Annotated in this window: 19 protein-coding genes and 4 tRNA genes; 3 read left to right on the top strand and 20 right to left on the bottom strand. The window is 66.4% G+C overall.

The window, feature by feature from the left end:
* Positions 1–38: 38 nt before the first annotated feature.
* The 9 genes from ACY48E_RS00875 to ACY48E_RS00835 all read right to left on the bottom strand — a co-directional run bounded on the left by ACY48E_RS00875 (position 39) and on the right by ACY48E_RS00835 (position 8250).
* A complete protein-coding gene (locus ACY48E_RS00875) occupies positions 39–1103 on the bottom strand; it encodes an MCE family protein (RefSeq protein WP_462870156.1) in 1065 nt (354 codons plus the stop codon).
* Positions 1100–2512, bottom strand: a complete 1413-nt coding sequence (locus ACY48E_RS00870) for an MCE family protein (RefSeq protein ID WP_462870155.1) — start codon at positions 2510–2512, stop codon at positions 1100–1102. The genes ACY48E_RS00875 and ACY48E_RS00870 overlap by 4 nt, the downstream gene beginning before the upstream one ends.
* The gene (locus ACY48E_RS00865) at positions 2509–3369 is read right to left on the bottom strand and encodes an MlaE family ABC transporter permease (RefSeq protein ID WP_462870154.1); all 861 of its coding nucleotides are present in this window, start codon (positions 3367–3369) and stop codon (positions 2509–2511) included. Before ACY48E_RS00865 ends, ACY48E_RS00870 begins: the two co-directional genes overlap by 4 nt.
* A 1-nt stretch (position 3370) precedes the next feature.
* Positions 3371–4165 carry an MlaE family ABC transporter permease gene (locus ACY48E_RS00860; protein WP_462870153.1) on the bottom strand — a complete coding sequence of 265 codons (795 nt, stop codon included), beginning with the start codon at positions 4163–4165 and terminating at the stop codon, positions 3371–3373.
* A gap of 9 nt (positions 4166–4174) precedes the next feature.
* Positions 4175–5197 carry an ABC transporter ATP-binding protein gene (locus ACY48E_RS00855; protein ID WP_462870152.1) on the bottom strand — a complete coding sequence of 341 codons (1023 nt, stop codon included), beginning with the start codon at positions 5195–5197 and terminating at the stop codon, positions 4175–4177.
* Between the two features lie 314 nt (positions 5198–5511).
* Positions 5512–5904 carry a 50S ribosomal protein L7/L12 gene (rplL, locus tag ACY48E_RS00850; protein WP_462870151.1) on the bottom strand — a complete coding sequence of 131 codons (393 nt, stop codon included), beginning with the start codon at positions 5902–5904 and terminating at the stop codon, positions 5512–5514.
* Between the two features lie 79 nt (positions 5905–5983).
* The gene (gene rplJ / locus ACY48E_RS00845) at positions 5984–6526 is read right to left on the bottom strand and encodes a 50S ribosomal protein L10 (RefSeq protein WP_462870150.1); all 543 of its coding nucleotides are present in this window, start codon (positions 6524–6526) and stop codon (positions 5984–5986) included.
* A 309-nt stretch (positions 6527–6835) separates the two neighbouring features.
* The gene (locus tag ACY48E_RS00840; protein WP_462870149.1) at positions 6836–7453 is read right to left on the bottom strand and encodes a class F sortase; all 618 of its coding nucleotides are present in this window, start codon (positions 7451–7453) and stop codon (positions 6836–6838) included.
* Complete coding sequence (locus ACY48E_RS00835; protein ID WP_462870147.1) at positions 7450–8250, bottom strand: CHRD domain-containing protein; 801 nt, start codon at positions 8248–8250, stop codon at positions 7450–7452. The genes ACY48E_RS00840 and ACY48E_RS00835 overlap by 4 nt, the downstream gene beginning before the upstream one ends.
* A 180-nt stretch (positions 8251–8430) precedes the next feature.
* Between ACY48E_RS00835 and ACY48E_RS00830 the strand changes: the two genes are divergently transcribed.
* On the top strand, positions 8431–8979 hold the full coding sequence (locus ACY48E_RS00830; protein ID WP_462870146.1) for a sigma-70 family RNA polymerase sigma factor: 549 nt from the start codon (positions 8431–8433) through the stop codon (positions 8977–8979).
* The gene (locus ACY48E_RS00825; RefSeq protein WP_462870145.1) at positions 8976–9662 is read left to right on the top strand and encodes an anti-sigma factor; all 687 of its coding nucleotides are present in this window, start codon (positions 8976–8978) and stop codon (positions 9660–9662) included. The genes ACY48E_RS00830 and ACY48E_RS00825 overlap by 4 nt, the downstream gene beginning before the upstream one ends.
* A gap of 105 nt (positions 9663–9767) precedes the next feature.
* Here the strand turns inward: ACY48E_RS00825 and rplA are convergent, their stop codons facing one another.
* From rplA to ACY48E_RS00770, 11 genes are all read right to left on the bottom strand, one after another.
* Positions 9768–10487 (bottom strand): 50S ribosomal protein L1, encoded by a 720-nt coding sequence (gene rplA, locus ACY48E_RS00820; RefSeq protein WP_462870144.1) that lies wholly within the window; start codon positions 10485–10487, stop codon positions 9768–9770.
* Between the two features lie 150 nt (positions 10488–10637).
* Entirely contained in the window at positions 10638–11072 is a 435-nt protein-coding gene (rplK, locus tag ACY48E_RS00815) for a 50S ribosomal protein L11 (protein ID WP_462870143.1), read from the bottom strand.
* A gap of 66 nt (positions 11073–11138) precedes the next feature.
* Positions 11139–11894 (bottom strand): transcription termination/antitermination protein NusG, encoded by a 756-nt coding sequence (gene nusG / locus ACY48E_RS00810; RefSeq protein ID WP_462870142.1) that lies wholly within the window; start codon positions 11892–11894, stop codon positions 11139–11141.
* A gap of 87 nt (positions 11895–11981) precedes the next feature.
* Complete coding sequence (gene secE / locus ACY48E_RS00805; RefSeq protein ID WP_462870141.1) at positions 11982–12419, bottom strand: preprotein translocase subunit SecE; 438 nt, start codon at positions 12417–12419, stop codon at positions 11982–11984.
* 49 nt (positions 12420–12468) lie between these two features.
* A tRNA-Trp gene (locus tag ACY48E_RS00800) sits at positions 12469–12541 on the bottom strand.
* 169 nt (positions 12542–12710) lie between these two features.
* Entirely contained in the window at positions 12711–13139 is a 429-nt protein-coding gene (gene hadB, locus ACY48E_RS00795; RefSeq protein ID WP_462870140.1) for a (3R)-hydroxyacyl-ACP dehydratase subunit HadB, read from the bottom strand.
* Entirely contained in the window at positions 13117–13671 is a 555-nt protein-coding gene (gene hadA, locus ACY48E_RS00790) for a (3R)-hydroxyacyl-ACP dehydratase subunit HadA (RefSeq protein WP_462870139.1), read from the bottom strand. Before hadA ends, hadB begins: the two co-directional genes overlap by 23 nt.
* A 29-nt stretch (positions 13672–13700) precedes the next feature.
* Positions 13701–13868 carry a 50S ribosomal protein L33 gene (rpmG, locus tag ACY48E_RS00785; protein ID WP_188543351.1) on the bottom strand — a complete coding sequence of 56 codons (168 nt, stop codon included), beginning with the start codon at positions 13866–13868 and terminating at the stop codon, positions 13701–13703.
* Between the two features lie 46 nt (positions 13869–13914).
* Positions 13915–13987: transfer RNA gene (locus ACY48E_RS00780), tRNA-Met, on the bottom strand.
* A gap of 36 nt (positions 13988–14023) precedes the next feature.
* Positions 14024–14096 (bottom strand) — tRNA-Thr (locus ACY48E_RS00775).
* 134 nt (positions 14097–14230) lie between these two features.
* Positions 14231–14313, bottom strand: a tRNA-Tyr gene (locus ACY48E_RS00770).
* 111 nt (positions 14314–14424) lie between these two features.
* Here ACY48E_RS00770 and ACY48E_RS00765 point away from each other — a divergent pair.
* A complete protein-coding gene (locus tag ACY48E_RS00765) occupies positions 14425–14916 on the top strand; it encodes a YajQ family cyclic di-GMP-binding protein (protein ID WP_462870138.1) in 492 nt (163 codons plus the stop codon).
* The last annotated feature ends 6 nt before the right edge of the window (positions 14917–14922 follow it).

The following is a 14922-nucleotide window of genomic DNA, read 5'->3' as shown; positions in this document are numbered from 1 at the left end:
CAGGGCGCCGGCAACCGCCGGCCGACGACGGGAGTGGTTCACTTGATCCCTCCTGCAGCGCAGCGCGTCGCCGAGTTGGTGTAGATGGCTTCGTTGATGGTCGGCAGACCGGTGGGCAGGTTCAGCTGCGGTGCGTACCCGGGACCGGCCGTGATGTCGAGACCACACAGGTAGAACTGGAACCACGAACCGTAGCTGGCCACCCGGGTGAGCTTCTCGATCTTGATCGGCAGCGTCGCCAGGGTCGCGTTGACCTCGTCCGCGCGCCGGTTGATCGTCCCGGACAGCGTGTTCACCGAACCGATCACGCTCTGGATCGCGGGTCGGGTGGGCTCGAGCAGATCGGCCGTCACGTTGGTCAGGGTGGACAGCGAGCTGACCGCGGACCCCACGGTGTCGCGATCGGCAGCCAACCCGGACACCAACTTCTGGGTGTTGACGATCAGATCGTCGAGACCCTTGTCGTTCTTGTTCACCGTGTCGAGCACGGTGTTGAGGTTGGTGATGACCTTCCCGATCACGGCATCCTTGTCGGCCACGGTGTTGGTCAGGCTCGCCGTCGTGCGCACCAGATCGCCGATCGTGCCGGCCTCACCCTGGAACACCTGGATGATCTGCTGCGACAGCTTGTTCACATCGTCCGCGGTGAGAGTTTGGAACAGGGGACGGAAACCACCGAACAGCGTCGTCAGGTTCACCGCGGGCTTGGTGCGCTCGATCGGGATGGTCGACCCGGGGTTGAGCTTCTCACCCTGCTGACCGGTCCCCTCCACGAGCGAGACGTACCGCTGGTTGATGAGGTTGCGGTACCGGATGACGGCCATGGTGCTCGCCGGCAGGTAGTCACGTCCCTCGACCGTGAAATCGACCTTGGCCTTGTCACGGTCGTAGATCTCGATGCCCGTCACCTGACCGACGCGCACGCCCGCGATGCGCACCTCGTCGCCCTTGTTCAGCGAGGCCGCGTCGGTGAAGATCGCCGAGAACGACGACCCGCCGCCACCGGAGCTGTTGGCGATGGTGAACGCCAGTGCGGCGGTGGCCATCAGCGTCACGATGATGAAGATGATCAACTTGATCAACGGAGCGAGAAGACCCCTCACTGAACGTTCACCTCGGTTCCTCGAAGAGCAGGGGCGCCGATGAGCGTGGTCCACGCCGGCACGCTGGCCGGCGACTGACCGATGGCCTTGCCGTAGAGCACCGCGAGGGTGTCACGCTCGATGTCCGATCCCTTGTACGTGATCGGGACGCTGCCCGACGAGTCGGGCGAGATCGCCGTGCCGGGGGCCTGCGGATCGGTCGAGGCAGGGGCCTGCGAACCCGCTGCCGGCACGGACGAGTACTGCGGCGGGGGCAGGTACTGGATGTCGCGGGGGCCGGGGTTGCGCGAGGGCACCTGGTAGGAGCCGTCGTTGAGTCCGCCACCGGGGAACTGCGGGAAGAAGTTGTCCGGCCTCTTGACATCGGCGTAGCAGGCCGCGGGTCGATCGTCGAACATACGCGGCTCGTCCTGGTTGGGCAGGTACGCACCACGCGGGTTGATGAATCGAATGGTGGCCCGTGCACCGGGGTACGCCTGACCTTCACCGAGGATGCGGCGGCCCTCCTTGCCGATCGGCACGAAGTTCTCGAGTGTGCAGCTGAACGACGGCGAGTAGTCGGCCAGCAGCTCGAGCGCCTGACGCGACTGGGCGGCGATGGTGATGACCGACTGCGAGTTGGCCGCGAGCAGGTCCGCGAGCGACGAGGACGACGAGGTTGCCGTGGTGAGCAGCAGCTTCAGGTCGTTCTGCTTCTCGACGATGGTGTTGCCCGTCACCGAGAGGTTGTCGAGCGCATCGATCAGGTCGGGCGCCGCGGTGGAGTAGGTCTGCGCGAAGTCCGCGAGCCCCACCAGGTCCTTCTGGATGTTGGGCAGCTCGGAGTTCAGACCCGCGAAGATCGTGTTGAGGCGATCGAGGGTCTCGCCGAGAGACTTGCCTCGACCCTGCAGTGCCTGACCGAGCGCACCGAGAGTGTTCGCGAGGTCCTGCGGCGGGATCGCGTCGAGCAGCGGAAGCAGCGAGTCGAGCACCTGCCCGACCTCGATGGCGTTGCCACTCTTGTCCTGCTCGATGGTCGCGCCCTCGCGGATCGACGATGCGGCCGCGCCGCTCTCGGGGATCTGCAGGGCGACGTAGCGCTCGCCGAAGAGGGTCTTCGGCAGCAGGCGTGCGGTGACGTTGGACGGGATGGTGGCCGCCTTGTCCGGATCCAACGCGATCCGCGAGGTGACCTTGCCGCCGTCGCTCGACGCCGAGCGCACCTCACCGACGATGACGCCCCGAATCTTGACGTCGGCGTTCGCGGGCAGCGCATTGCCCACCGAGTCGGTCACGAGGTCGACCATGACGACGGACTTGAAGGTCTTGAGGTACGAGGTGATGCTCGCGCCGATGAACAGCGCCACCACCAGGAAGAAGGCCGCGCCGAGCAGGACCCGTCGCAGTCTCGAAGGTGCCTTGGTCATCCGGCCACCCGCACAGTCGTCGTCGTTCCCCAGATGGCGAGGCTGAGGAAGAAGTTGAGGATGGAGATCGTGACCAGCGCGGCGCGGACGGCGCGCCCCACCGCCACACCGACGCCGGCCGGACCGCCCGAGGCGTGGTAGCCGTAGTAGCAGTGGATCATGATCAGCACGAAGGCGAACACGAGCACCTTGAGGAACGAGTACAGCACGTCCTCCGGTGGCAGGAACAGCGTGAAGTAGTGGTCGTACGTACCCGAGGACTGACCGTTGAAGATGGTGCTGATCAGGCGTGAGGCGAGGTAGGCCGAGAGCAGGCCGACGATGTAGAGCGGGATCACCGCCACGAAACCGGCGACCATGCGCGTGGTGACCAGGAAGGGCACCGACGGCACCGCCATGACCTCGAGCGCGTCGATCTCCTCCGAGATCCGCATCGCACCGAGCTGGGCTGTGAAGCCGCAGCCGACCGTGGCCGAGAGCGCGAGCGCCGACACGACCGGCGCGAGTTCGCGAGTGTTGACGTAGGCCGAGAGGAACCCGGTCAGCACCGAGCTACCCAGCTGATCGAGGGCTGCGAAACCTTGCAGGCCCACCACGACGCCCGTGAATCCGGACATCATCAGGATCACCCCGATGGTCCCGCCGATCACCGCGAGGGCGCCGCTTCCGAAGGTGACCTCGGCGAGAAGACGCAGAGTCTCCTTGCGGTACTGCACCACCGTGCGCGGGATCCAGCCGATGGCTCGGCCGTAGAACGACATCTGCTCGCCGGCACGATCGAACGTGCCCACGGGCGCAGCCACCAGTTTGCGCAATCGCAGGATGGTGCGATCGCCTCGTCCGCGTGCGATGACCATGTCAGCCTCCCTTCGCCGGGACGATCTGGAGGTACACCAGGGTGAGCACCAGGTTTGCGAGGAACAGCAGCAGGAACGTGATCACCACGGTCTGGTTCACCGCCTCACCCACCCCTTTGGGGCCGGGGTTGGGGTGCAGACCCTTGTACGCGGCGATGACACCGGCGAGCACACCGAAGATCACAGCCTTGAGCTCGCTGACCCACAGGTCGGGCAACTGCGCCAGAGCGGAGAACGACGCCAGGTAGGCACCGGGGGTTCCGCCCTGCAGGATCACGTTGAAGAAGTAGCCACCGGCGATACCGACCACCGAGACCAGGCCGTTGAGCAGCACGGCGACCAGAACCATGGCCAACACCCGGGGAACGACGAGGCGCTGGACGGGGTTGATCCCGAGCACCTCCATCGCGTCGATCTCCTCGCGGATGGTCCGCGAGCCGAGGTCGGCGGTGACCGCCGATCCCGCCGCACCCGCGATCAGCAGTGCCACCACGATCGGACTTCCCTGCTGCACCACCGCCAGCACACTCGCGGCACCGGTGAACGACTCGGCGCCGAGCTGCTTGATCAGCGAGCCGGTCTGCAGGGAGACGACGGCACCGAACGGGATCGCCACCAGGGCGGTCGGCAGAATCGTGACGCTGGCGATGAACCAGGCCTGCTCGATGAACTCGCGGAACTGGAACGGGCGACGGAACGTTTCCCGTACGACCTCGGTGAACAGTCCGACGATGTTCCCGGCCTGGGTCAGCGCAGCATTACCCGAGTCGAGAATCGGGTTCCTCTTGGTAGCCATCTGAGTCGGTTATCTCCACGTCTTCGCGCTGGTGCCGACCGGCGGTTCGTGACCGGACTCGGCCAGACTCTCGCGAATGGCGATCTGCGCGCTCTCGGGGAGGGTGTGCAGGATCTCCCGCACCCGATCGCGTCGCCGGTCGATCGCTTGGCGATACGGCATCCCGGGGCTGGGCTCCATCTGCGGCATGATGCCCTCGACGTCGTCGACACCACCGAAGTTGTGACCGGCCTCCGCGAGCGCCTGCTCCTCCCGCATCTGCGACTCGTCCTTCTCCTCGGACATGCCGATGGGCCCGATCATGGTGCCGTTGAGGAACTGCTTGACGGCGGGCTCGTCGGAGGTCAGCAGCACCTCGCGCGGGCCGAACATCACCAGGTGCTTGCGGAATAGCATCCCGATGTTGTCCGGGACGGTGCGGGCGAGGTTGATGTTGTGCGTGACGATCAGGGTGGTCGCGTCGATCTCCGCGTTGATGTTGAGCAGCAACTGCGAGATGTAGGTGGTGCGCACGGGATCGAGACCGGAGTCGGGCTCGTCGACGAGGATGATCTGCGGATCGAGCACCAGCGCACGGGCGAGGCCGGCGCGCTTGCGCATACCGCCGGAGATCTCGCCGGGCAGCTTGTCCTCGGCGCCGTTGAGGCCGACCAGGTCCAGCTTGTCCATGACGATGGAGCGGATCTCGGTCTCGGACTTACGTGTGTGCTCGCGGAGCGGGAACGCGGTGTTGTCGTAGAGGTTCATCGACCCGAACAGCGCGCCGTCCTGGAAGAGCACGCCGAAGAGCTTGCGGATCTCGTACAGCTCGCGCGACGAGCATTCGAGGATGTTGGTGCCGTCGATCCAGATCGCGCCCTCCTCGGGGCGGAGCAGACCGATCAGGGACTTCAGGAAGACGGACTTTCCGGTGCCCGACGGGCCGAGCAGGGCACTGACCTCACCGGCCGGAAGGGTGAGCGAGACGTCCTGCCAAATCTTTTGAACCCCGAACGACTTGGTCAACCCCTCGACGGATACTTCGACACCCACGCTTGACCCTCCGCTACTCGAACACGCACGACGACTCTGTTGCCCCGACACCGCCTGTGCGTCAGGTCACTCTAACCCACCCATAGCGCCATTAACGACACCGGGGATTACCGCCGGGTAGGTCTGGGTAATCCGTGGGGTCGGGTCCGCATGAAGTGTGCCGTACGAACCAGGGTCGGACATCACTTATGCCTTGCTATGGATCCGAACCGTGGCTCACCGTAGCGGCTGGCCCCGGAAGAACACCAGCCGCACCCGTGGGATCCGGGTGCGGCTGGTGTTCTGGTGCTGCGGGCCGTGGCGGCCACGAAGACCTACTTGACGGTGATCTTCGCGCCTGCGGCTTCGAGCTTCTCCTTGGCTGCGTCGGCAGCGGCCTTGTCGACCTTCTCGAGGATCGCCTTGGGCGCGCTCTCGACGAGGTCCTTGGCCTCCTTCAGACCCAGGCCGGCGACAACCTCGCGCACAACCTTGATGACCTGGATCTTCTTGTCGCCGGCGCCCTCGAGAACGACGTCGAACTCGTCCTGCTCCTCGACAGCCTCGGCGGCAGCGCCACCAGCGGCGCCACCGACGGCGGCGACGGCGACGGGGGCGGCGGCGGTGACCTCGAAGGTCTCCTCGAACGCCTTCACGAACTCACTGAGCTCGAGGAGGGTGAGCTCCTTGAACTGGTCGAGCAACTCTTCGGTGCTGAGCTTCGCCATGGTGGCGGGTCCTTCCTTGTATGTCCTCGTCGCTGATCCGCGAGAGGGATTTCGGGTGTGCGCAGTCCTTACGGATCAGCTATTCGGCATCGGGGGCGGGGGCGCCCTCGGCTGCCTTCTTCTCCGCCAACGCAGCCGCCAGACGGGCGACCTGCGATGCGGGGGCGTTGAACAGGCCGGCGGCCTTCGCCAGGTTGCCCTTCATCGCGCCGGCCAGCTTGGCGAGCAGGATTTCGCGGGACTCGAGGTCCGCGATCTTGTTCACCTCGTCCACGGACAGCACCTTGCCGTCCATGTAGCCGCCCTTGATGATGAGCGCCTTGTTCTCCTTGGCGAAGGTCTTGATCGCCTTGGCAGCGTCGACCGGCTCGCCCGCGATGAACGCGATGGCGGTCGGGCCGACGAACAAGTCGTCCAGGCCAGTGATGCCGGCTTCCGCGGCAGCACGCTTGACCAGGGTGTTCTTGGCGACGGAGTACGTCGCACCGGTACCGAGAGCCCGACGGAGCTCCGAGATGCGACCAACCGACAGGCCACGGTATTCCGTGACGACGGCGGCCGTGGAGCTGGTGAACTGCGCGGAGATCTCCGCGACAGCCGTTACCTTCTCTGCCTTTGCCATACTTCGCCTCCTCTCGTGAAGCGTCGTGTTGGTCGTTGCGGACCAGGGAAACGACGAACGCCCCGGCGCAGAAGCACACGGGGCGTGAGAGGGCGTGGGCCGCAGAGGACCTGACGCTCCCGACCTCGGTCCTCCTGCGTGGGCCGCCCGGTTCGATACCCGGGACCTTCGATCGCTGCACCGAACGGGTGCAGCGACGACCAACGGTCTGTGGTGGATCTGGATAGGGGTGGTGCTGGTGAGGAAAGCTTGCCCACCGCAGTGGACACGCAAGAGTACCGCGCCGACCACCCGGCGACCAAAACGCGGTCAGACGGGCACGCCGAACACCACGAGATTGCGGTCATAGCTACCCACGGATGCGTCGAAGTCACCCGAGCACGTGATCAACCGAATCTGGTCCGTCGCAGTGGCACCGAACACACGCACTGTCGGCAGTGACACCTTGTCGAACTCGCTCACCTCGACCACCCGATACGTGACCGACGGCCCACCCACGGTCTCGACGGTGATCATGTCGCCCTCGGACACCTCCTCGAGCCGGTCGAACACCGCCGGTCCCGTGACCGAGTCGACGTGACCGGCGATCACCGTGGGACCGACGCCGCCGGGTCGACCACCGTCGACGAACCATCCCACGTCGTCGTAGTTCGTCGGAACGGCCATCGCCCCGTCCCTGGTGAGCCCTAGATCGATCAACGGCTCGTCCAGGTCGATCGCCGGGATGGCAACCCTGGTGGGGACCCGTCCGACGACCAACCGATCGCCCCCCGCGGTCGCTCCCGCACCGGGCGACCCGGTTTCCACGGGCCCCGACTGCACGGGCCCCGACTGCGCGGGTGCGGTGACGGGTGCGGTCGGGCCGCTACAACCCACTGCCACCACCACCGCCGCCGCCACCACCACGATCGGCGCGCGTCGGATCACGAGCGCTCGGCGCCCCGCCGTCGCACCACCAGCGCGGTTCCGAGGACGGCTGCCGCGCCGACGGCCGTCACACCGGCGATCGCGCCGGCAGCGTGTGCAGCCCCACTTCCCGCGTTCCCGCCGGCACCGGTCTCCACCCCACCGACAGGGATGCGGGTCAGCTGGCCACGCACCACCCCGGCGGGCGAGGTCACCGTGTGCGCATCGGCGGTGAACCCGGTGGGGTTCGCCTCGAGTGCCGCGAGCGTGAACCCGGTACCCGTGTCGGCGCCGTTGGTGACGATGCCGGTGGTGAACGGGCCCTGCAGACAACCCTTGCTGGTTCGGGGGCCGTCGCCCACCGGGGTCGGGTTGGGGAATGCGATGCGCGGCGGCCCGGACTTGCCCACGGCAGCCTGGTGAATGTGTGTGGCGGTCTTCGCCGGGCTCATGTAGTCGCCCGTCACGCCGGTGAGGGTGATGTCGTAGCAGATGATGTTCAGCTCCGAGTTCACCCGGAAGGTGAAGGAGCCGCTCGCTCCCGCCTGGCCGGGGGTCACCACCGAATCGGCGTTGACCACCTGATCGGGAGTGGCCATCGTGGTGAACGCGCTGGTGAAGGTCGCAGGCTCCGCGACCGCGGTCTCGGCCGACGCGACCGGAGCGCCGAACAGCGTGGTCGCGACGGCGATCGTGGCGGGCCCGGCAATCACGCCGAGTGCTCGCGTGGCAGTGGGGCCGGACATCTTGCTGGGGCCGGACGTCTTGCTGGGTCCCGACGTCTCGGTGGGGACAGAGGTGTTGGTGGGGACAGACATGGGTGGTGCCCTTCCGTTCCGACGAGCACGGTGTGCCCGTTCCGCAGGGGTATACGTCGCCCGGGCTCCCCGCGTTCATCACCCGCGCACGATCGATCCGGCTATACAGTCGAGACCATCGGCCGACTCGACGATCCCGGCCCCGTCGACCGGAGGAGGTGCAGAACCCTGGACTCGTCTGTGACTCCGCGGCCGGACGACGTCGACGCCCGCGAACGCGGGTTCGACCTTGCCGTCGCCTATGACCGCCACGCCTCCGTCCTGCTTGCTGTCGCGGTGTCCGCGCTACGTGATCGGGCTCGCGCAGAGGACGTCGTCCAGGAGACGTTCCTACGCGCGTGGCGAGCGAGAACCTCGTTCGACCCACGACGTGGTGCGCTGCGGACCTGGCTGTTCGCCATCGAGCGCAACGTCATCGTCGACGCCGTGCGCGCCCGCGCACGCGCCCCGGTGGCTTCTGCGGTCGCCCCCGACGATCTGCGATCACACCCCGACATCACCCCGGAACCGGATCACTCGGACGCGACGGTGGAGCGAGTTCGCTTACTGGAGGCGCTCTCGACCCTCTCACCCGACCATCGCGAGGTGGTCGGTGCCATCCACATTCGGGGACTGACCTACGCCGAACTGGCTGCGAGCACCGGCACATCGGTTGCGACGCTGCGCACCCGATGCTTCTATGCCCTGCGCGCCCTGCGTGCCCGCTTCGACGCGGAGGAGAAACGATGAGCAGCTACGACGACCGGCGTGCCGAACTGGTGGCAGCAGCGGTCGGCGACGATCTGGCCGCGGACGAACGCGCCGAACTCGACGAGATGATCGAGGCCGATCCCACGGTGGCCGAGGAGATCGAGGCTCTGCGCCACGTTGCCCGCTCGCTGTCCACCCTGCGGATCGAGGACCCGGCATCGACCGTGCACCCGAATTCGACTGCTCCGGTGCCCGGCCGGGCCGTGTCTCGAACCGCCCGGCGGTCGACTCTGCACCGGGCCGGTCGCGTCCTCGCCGCCGCCTCGGTGGGTCTGCTCGTCGGAATCGGGGCCACACTCGCGGTGCAATCGGTGTCGACACCCGATCCAGTGACCGGACCCCCCGGCACCCTCGGCGCATTCGAGCCCGCGAGCTTCACCGCCGTCGGCGCCGACACCCGCGTGACGGGAGGGCTCGTCGCACATACATGGGGCACGGAAACGGTGCTCGACATCACCGGTACCACGGCTCGCACGGTGTACGACGTGGTGCTGATCGACCGGACCGGACGCCCCGCGCCGTCCGGCTCTTTCGTCGGCACGGGCGCCACCATCGACTGCCGCATGAACGTCGCCCTCGACCGCGCAGACGTCGGCGCCATCGAGATCCGCACGTCCGACGGCCGAACCGTCGCCGCGGCGGCGGTGCCCGCCGTCAACTGACCCGCAGACGACTGACCCGCAGACGACTGACCCGCAGACGACGAAGGGGCCGACATCGCACAACGATGCCGGCCCCTCTCGTGCTGTTCTTCTGGCGACGTGCTCTCAGACCGCGGCGTCATCCTCGAGGAGGTTGCGCGTGCGGTTGGGGTCGACGGGGATGCCGGGACCGGTTGTGGTGGTCACGGTGACCTTCTTGACGTAACGACCCTTGGCCGACGACGGCTTGGCGCGCAGGATCTCGTCCAGCGCGGCGCCGTAGTTCTCCACCAGCTTGGCCTCGTCGAAGGACGCCTTGCCGATCACGAAGTGCAGGTTCGCCTGCTTGTCGACGCGGAAGTTGATCTTGCCGCCCTTGATGTCGCCGACGGCCTTGGTGACATCGGTGGTCACCGTGCCCGTCTTCGGGTTCGGCATCAGGCCACGCGGTCCGAGTACGCGGGCGATGCGGCCGACCTTGGCCATCTGGTCCGGGGTGGCGATAGCGGCGTCGAAGTCGAGCCAACCGCCCTGAATACGCTCGATCAGGTCCTCGGCGCCCACGGCGTCGGCCCCGGCGGCTTCGGCCTCCGCTGCCTTCTCACCGGCGGCGAACACGATGACGCGCGCGGTCTTGCCGGTGCCGTGAGGGAGGTTGACGGTGCCGCGCACCATCTGATCGGCCTTGCGGGGGTCGACGCCCAGGCGAACGGCGACCTCGACGGTGGCGTCGAACTTGCTCGACGCGGTCTCCTTGGCGAGCTTGGCCGCTGCCAGCGGCGAGTACAGCTCGTCCTTGTCGATCTTTGCGGCGGCGGCCTGGTAGGCCTTGCTGCGCTGTGCCATGTTGCTGTCCGTTTCTGTTGATTCTCGAAAGGTTGTGGTCTGCGGGCCTGGCCGGCCCTTCCACACGATCGGTTGTGCGTTCAGCCCGACAGTTCACACCCGGGCTTCACTGCATTCAGCCCAACAGTTCCCATGCGGGCTTCACTGCGTTCAGCCTTCGACCGTGATGCCCATCGACCGGGCGGTGCCGGCGATGATCTTGGCAGCCTGGTCGATGTCGTTGGCGTTGAGGTCTTCCTGCTTGGTCTTGGCGATCTCGCGCACCTGATCCATGGTCACCTTGGCAACCTTGGTCTTGTGCGGCTCACCCGAGCCCTTGGCGACGCCCGCTGCCTTGAGCAGCAGCTTGGCAGCGGGTGGGGTCTTGAGCTTGAAGTCGAAGGTCCGGTCCTCGTAGACCGAGATCTCGACGGGCACGACGTTGCCGCGCTGCGACTCGGTCGCGGCGTTGTACGCCTTGCAGAATTCCATGATGTTCACGCCGTGCTGACCGAGGGCGGGACCCACGGGCGGGGCGGGGTTGGCCTGGCCTGCCTGGATCTGAAGCTTGATCATCCCGGCGAGCTTCTTCTTCTTGGGGGGCATCTTTTTCGTTCCTAGGTTTGTTGCGTTCTCGGATCTTGCGGTGGTGCCTGGTGCAAGTGTGTGGTGTCAGATCTTGGCGACCTGTGTGAAGCCCAGCTCGACGGGTGTCTCGCGGCCGAAGATCGACACGAGCACCTTGAGCTTTTGCTGCTCGGCGTTGACCTCGCTGATGCTGGCCGGCAGCGTGGCGAACGGCCCGTCCATGACGGTGACGGACTCGCCGACCTCGAAGTCGACCTCGATCACCGGCTTGCTGATGCCGTCCGACCCGACCGACGCGGCGGCGCCGACTCCCGCGCTGACCTTCTTCTTGTCCTCCTGCGGGAGGAGGAACTTGACGACCTCGTTGAGCGTGAGCGGCGACGGACGGGAGGTGGCACCGACGAACCCGGTGACGCCGGGGGTGTTGCGCACCGCGCCCCAGGACTCGTCGTTGAGTTCCATGCGCACCAGGATGTAGCCCGGCAGGATCTTGCGGTTGACCTGCTTGCGTTGACCGTTCTTGATCTCGGTGACCTCTTCCGACGGCACCTCCACCTGGAAGATGAACTCGCCGAGGTCGAGGTTCTGCACGCGGGACTCGAGGTTGGCCTTCACCTTGTTCTCGTACCCGGCATAGCTGTGGATGACGTACCAGTCGCCCGGCTCCCGGCGCATGGCGGCCTTGAACTCGGCGACCGGGTCGACCGGCTCGTCGTAGATGTCGTCGGCGGGTGAGTCCGCGGCAGCAGGAGAAGCCTCGGCAGAAGCGGAGTTCTCGTCGGCGATGGTGTCGTCAGCAGTGATGTCGGCCGGCGCATCGTCGTGTTCTGGCGTGCTCACGTCAGTGCACTCGCTTCCTTGTTGTCTTCCCCGGTGCTGGTGTCTTCCGGTGCATGTCTTCCGGTGGTGGTGTTGCGGCGGGCTCGGTCAGCCGAACAGCCAGGTCACGCCTCTGATGAACGCCAAGTCGATGCCGCTGATGAAGGCGACCATCAGCGAGACGAACACCACCACCACGATGGTGTAGGTGACCATCTGCCTGCGGTTCGGCCAGATGACCTTGCGCAGTTCCGCGATCACTTCGCGCATGTACTTGATCAAGCGCTTGAACGGGTTCCGCGACGGGGCCGTGGCCTCCTTGCGGGTGCGGTTGGCCACTCGCGTGGCGGTGGCGACACCCTTACCTTCGGCATCCGATCCGGCTTTCTCACCCGAAGCGGCCGAGCGACGAGGCCGTTTGCCGGTCGGTCGTGCGACGCTGCCGGTCGGTCGTGCGACGCCGCCGGTTGCTGCGTCCCCGGTTGCCGCGTCCTCGGGCTCGTCGCCGTCGGAGCTGCTGCCGCGGGTGCCGCGCTGCTCGCTCACCGTCGATCCTCTCGTCACAAGTTGGGTGCGCCGGGAGGTCAACCCGGTGCAGGGGCGACAGGACTTGAACCTGCAACCTACGGTTTTGGAGACCGTTGCTCTACCACTTGAGCTACGCCCCTCCGGTCGTGCGTCGAACAACGCCGACCGTCCCGACAACCCCACGGACACCCTGCACGCGGACGCGCAGAACTAGAACCGAGGGAACTCGGAAGCCTCAGTGTACGTCACCCGCTGTGAACGAACGAAATCCCTGATCACAGCCGTACCGCGGGCAGTGCGCTCGCGCGCTCAGGCCAGACGGACGGTGGCGACCGCGCGGCCGAAGATCTTCTTGCCGCCGTGCAGCGCGGTGATCGCGATGGTCGCGGTGCGCGCATCGGTGTCGACCGACTTGATCTTGCCGGTGAACTCCACCTCGGCCGGCTCGGTCTCGGCCACCAGTACCGGACTGGTGAACCGCACGTTGTACTCGGTGACCGCACCCGGGTCACCCAGCCACGACGTGACGTAGCCCGCGCCCAGGCCCATGGTCAGCATCCCGTGTGCGACGACGGACGGCAGCCCGGCGAGCTTCTGCGCGATGGGGTCACTCCAGTGGATGGGGTTGGGATCGCCGGAGACACCGGCGTAGTTGACGAGATCCCCGCGGGTGAGCTCGTAGGTCCTCGGCGGGAGCGCATCCCCCGCGGCGACGTCAGCGAACTGCCGCAGCGCCATGCATCATCACACCCTTCACCGTGTCGAGGAACGAGGTCTCCGGCGGACCGCCGGAACGCGCGACGAGGGTGGTCCACGACGTGACCACCGTGTCGCCGCGCTCGTCGGCGATGACGTTGCGGGTGACGAAGATGTCGCTACCACCCATCTGCCGGAACGATTCGAAATGGACGTCGATGGTCAGCCGATCGCCCACGAGGATCGGCCGAGCGAAGTCGATGCGCTGATCGGCCTGCATGATCTGGCTCAGGTCGTATCCGACGGCGACCTTCTCGAAGAACTCGGTCTGCGCCTGCACGGCGGCCACGGCGAAGAACGTCAGCGGCGCGACGATGTCGGGGTGTCCGATCTCGCGCGCGGAGTCCTCGGAGTAGTGCGCGGGATGCGCGTCCTGCACAGCGCGCGCGAACTCGCGAACCTTCTCGCGGCCGACCTCGTAGTGGTCGGCGAGGCGAAGATGGAATCCGACCTTGGCGGCGGCGTGCGCGGCCGGATCGAACTCTGCGTCGCTCAGGCGAGAGGCGTCACTCACTAGCGGTGAACCGATCGACGACCCGGAGGTCAGCGAGACTCGCGGTGCGCGCGATGCGTGCCGCAGTTCGGGCAGAACTTCTTGATCTCGAGACGATCGGGATCGTTGCGACGGTTCTTCTTGGTGATGTAGTTGCGGTGCTTGCACTGCTCGCACGCCAGAGTGATCTTGGGGCGAACGTCTGTGGAGGAGGCCACTGAACTGCCTGCTTTCGGATGTAGGGGAGTACTGATCCCAGTTGCGTAGCGATGGCCGGACTTGAACCGGCGACACAACGATTATGAGTCGTTTGCTCTACCGACTGAGCTACACCGCCTCGGTGCCTCACGCCGGCCGGCGCGATGGTCCCGCGAGCCCCCTAACGGAATCGAACCGTTGACCTTTTCCTTACCATGGAAACGCTCTGCCGACTGAGCTAAGGGGGCCGGATCCGCGCACGCGAGCGTGCGCCGAAGCCTTCCGAAGGTTACACACGGGTGGCCGCGGACGACAAACCGGCAGGTCGACCGGCCCGGAGACGCGAACGGCCCCGGCGAGATACCCGCCGGGGCCGTTCGGGTGGCAGATGTAGGATTCGAACCTACGTAGGCATAAGCCGACGGATTTACAGTCCGCTCCCATTGGCCGCTCGGGCAATCTGCCGGGTGCGCTCTCGGCGCGATGAGAACTGTACAACGACCCAACCCCCCGGATGCAACCCGGCTCGCAACGGCCGCGCGCGCTGATGGGGGCGAGCAGAACAGGAGTCACCCGATGGCCGATTCGTCGTTCGACATCGTGAGCAAGGTTGATCGCCAGGAGGTCGACAACGCGCTCAATCAGGCGGGCAAGGAACTGTCCACCCGCTTCGATTTCCGCGGCACCGGCGCATCGATCGAGTGGTCCGGAGACGAGACGATCGTGCTCACCGCGGAGGCGGAGGAACGGGTACAGGCCGCCCTCGAGGTGTTCAAGGAGAAGCTGATCCGGCGCGAGATCTCCCTGAAGGCGTTCGACGCCGGCGAGCCGGTGCAGTCCGGCAAGGTCTACAAGATCACCGGCACGCTCGTGCAGGGCATCAGTTCCGAGAACGCCAAGAAGATCTCCAAGAAGATCCGCGACGAGGGGCCCAAGGGGGTCAAGGCGCAGATCCAGGGTGAGGAACTGCGCGTGAGCAGCAAGAAGCGCGACGACCTGCAGGCTGTTCAGCAGCTGCTGCGCGGCGAGGATTTCGGCATCGCCCTGCAGTTCGTCAACTACCGCTGAATCCCG

It is taken from the genome of Rhodococcus sp. AZ1 (assembly GCF_054979605.1).
The sequence above is the reverse complement of the archived record's forward strand: the minus strand, read 5'-3'. Positions and strand labels throughout refer to the sequence as shown.

Excerpts from the sequence above, each read along its gene's own strand:
- ACY48E_RS00870 (WP_462870155.1), bottom strand. The coding sequence starts at position 2,512 with ATGACCAAGGCACCTTCGAGACTGCGACGGGTCCTGCTCGGCGCGGCC.
- ACY48E_RS00865 (WP_462870154.1), bottom strand. The coding sequence starts at position 3,369 with ATGGTCATCGCACGCGGACGAGGCGATCGCACCATCCTGCGATTGCGC.
- ACY48E_RS00860 (WP_462870153.1), bottom strand. The coding sequence starts at position 4,165 with ATGGCTACCAAGAGGAACCCGATTCTCGACTCGGGTAATGCTGCGCTG.
- rplL (WP_462870151.1), bottom strand. The coding sequence starts at position 5,904 with ATGGCGAAGCTCAGCACCGAAGAGTTGCTCGACCAGTTCAAGGAGCTC.
- rplJ (WP_462870150.1), bottom strand. The coding sequence starts at position 6,526 with ATGGCAAAGGCAGAGAAGGTAACGGCTGTCGCGGAGATCTCCGCGCAG.
- ACY48E_RS00835 (WP_462870147.1), bottom strand. The coding sequence starts at position 8,250 with ATGTCTGTCCCCACCAACACCTCTGTCCCCACCGAGACGTCGGGACCC.
- ACY48E_RS00825 (WP_462870145.1), top strand. The coding sequence starts at position 8,976 with ATGAGCAGCTACGACGACCGGCGTGCCGAACTGGTGGCAGCAGCGGTC.
- rplA (WP_462870144.1), bottom strand. The coding sequence starts at position 10,487 with ATGGCACAGCGCAGCAAGGCCTACCAGGCCGCCGCCGCAAAGATCGAC.
- rplK (WP_462870143.1), bottom strand. The coding sequence starts at position 11,072 with ATGCCCCCCAAGAAGAAGAAGCTCGCCGGGATGATCAAGCTTCAGATC.
- hadB (WP_462870140.1), bottom strand. The coding sequence starts at position 13,139 with ATGGCGCTGCGGCAGTTCGCTGACGTCGCCGCGGGGGATGCGCTCCCG.
- ACY48E_RS00765 (WP_462870138.1), top strand. The coding sequence starts at position 14,425 with ATGGCCGATTCGTCGTTCGACATCGTGAGCAAGGTTGATCGCCAGGAG.